Source organism: Neisseria sp. P0022.S010 (genome assembly GCF_051956635.1).
Map to the genome: position 1 here is coordinate 1 of NZ_JBQCXF010000494.1, position 2138 is coordinate 2138.

Sequence of the window (2138 nt, forward strand, 5' to 3'; positions counted from 1 at the left end):
GGCCCGTGCAGCTTTGGCCGATACCAATATTGAACCGCGTGGTTTTGAGCGAAAAATCGACGATTGGAAAAACGAATTCTTTACAGATATTGAGGCGGGTTTTAGCGGCTCTAAATGCGGTATTGCCCGTACCGGTACGATTATGCTGGAGTCCAGTCCTGTCGAGCCGCGCAGCCTGAGTTTGGTTCCGCCTGTGCATTTCTGCCTGTTTGACACCAGCAAAATGTACAACGAATTCCATAATGCTGTTGAAGGCGAAAAACTGGTAGAAAAAGGCATGCCTACCAACGTTATTTTGATTTCCGGCCCATCTAAGACTGCCGATATTCAATTGACTTTGGCCTATGGTGCACACGGCCCGCGCGATTTGGTGGTTTTGGCCGTTCTGCCTGATCATATTTCCCCTGCCGATTTGGAGGAAAAAGCATGAGTTCCCAAACCATTAAATTCCATATGAAGCCGGAAACGTTCAAGCAAAACGCTGCGATTTCTTTGCAAGACAAGCCTCTGCGTAAAAGCTTGCGTACAGCGATGGATATGCTGATGACCAAGCGCAAAGCCGTTTTGACAGATGAAGAAGAGCTGCAAAGCCTGCGTGACTTGTGTGAGCATGTCCGTCAACGTTCGTTGTCCAAATTGCCTGCATTGTTGGAACAGCTGGAAGAAAACCTGACCAAGTTAGGCGTTAAAGTCCACTGGGCGGAAACCCCTGCCGAAGCCTGCCAAATCATTCACAACATCATTACCGATAAAAACGGTAAGCTGATGGTGAAAGGTAAATCTATGGTCAGCGAAGAGATTGAGCTGAACCATTATCTGCAAGATCAAGGCATTAAAGCGGTTGAGAGCGACTTGGGCGAGTTTATCGTTCAAATGGCCGGCGAGAAACCAACCCATATCGTGATGCCTGCCATTCACAAGACCAAAGAGCAGGTTAGCGAGCTTTTCCATCAAAATCTTGGCACTCCATTAACAGACGATGTAGACCAGCTGACCGGATTTGCGCGTAAAGCATTGCGTGATATTTACAGTACTGCCGATGTCGGTTTGAGCGGTGTGAACTTTGCTGTCGCGGAAACAGGCACTTTGTGTCTGGTCGAAAACGAAGGCAACGGTCGCTTGAGTACCACTGTACCGCCTGTGCACATCGCCATTACCGGTATTGAAAAAGTGGTTGCGAAGCTGTCTGATATTCCGCCTTTGTACAGCCTGTTGCCACGCTCCGCCATTGGTCAGAACATTACCACTTATTTCAATATGATTACCGGCCCTCGCCGTAGCGAAGAGTTGGACGGCCCTCAAGAAATGCACTTGGTACTGCTTGATAACGGCCGCAGCCAAGCGTATGCAGAAGATCAAATGCGCCGTACCTTGCAATGTATTCGTTGCGGTGCGTGTATGAACCACTGTCCGGTTTATACCCGTATCGGTGGTGCGGCTTACGGTACGACTTATCCCGGCCCGATTGGCGAGATTATCTCTCCGCATTTGTTGGGCTTGGATGCGACACGCGATCTGCCGACTGCGTGTACCATGTGTGGCGCCTGCGTTGAAGTTTGTCCGGTACGCATTCCGATTACCGAACAAATGCAACGTCTGCGTGTTGAAGCGCAACGCTCGCCAACAGAAACCGTTCCACATCCTATCCGTGGTCAAGGCGCATCGCATACTTTTGGCGAACAAATGGCATGGCGTACGTTTAACGGTATTTTCAGCGGCAGTAAAGCTTACCGTGCATTCGGTTGGACGGCCTCTAAATTCCGTGCATTGACGCCTAGCAAGCAGTTGGGCTGGACGGATAACCGTGTTCCGATGAAACCGGCTAAGAAAACGCTGCATCAACTGATGGCAGAGAAACTCCAGAAAGAAAAAGCATAAGGCTTGATAAATAAAACCTGAGGAATAGAAGGCCTCAGGTTTTATTTTTTATTGAATGCTGCTGGTGTGGCATCGCTATTTATATGATTATTTTATCTTGATTCTTTTGAATAAAAAGGCCGTCTGAAAGATTTTCAGACGGCCTTTATTTGTAGGAAAACGTTGCGTTGTTTACACCACAGGTTGAGAATGAAGCCTGCAAGACCTCAAACGGCGTATCGCCGTTCAAACTGCGGTGCGGCTTCACAGTGTTATAGAAA

General features: G+C 48.5%; 2 protein-coding genes and 1 pseudogene. 2 read left to right on the forward strand and 1 reads right to left on the reverse strand.

Going from position 1 to position 2138, the window contains the following annotated elements:
* On the forward strand, positions 1-430 hold a 430-nt coding region (locus tag ACTHUT_RS18540), incomplete at its 5' end, for a LutC/YkgG family protein (protein WP_440419356.1).
* Positions 427-1878 (forward strand): LutB/LldF family L-lactate oxidation iron-sulfur protein, encoded by a 1452-nt coding sequence (locus ACTHUT_RS18545; RefSeq protein ID WP_250600572.1) that lies wholly within the window; start codon positions 427-429, stop codon positions 1876-1878. The genes ACTHUT_RS18540 and ACTHUT_RS18545, both read left to right, overlap by 4 nt.
* Before the next feature lie 145 nt (positions 1879-2023).
* Here the strand turns inward: ACTHUT_RS18545 and ACTHUT_RS18550 are convergent.
* Positions 2024-2138, reverse strand: a pseudogene (locus ACTHUT_RS18550) (IS481 family transposase); the annotation flags it as partial.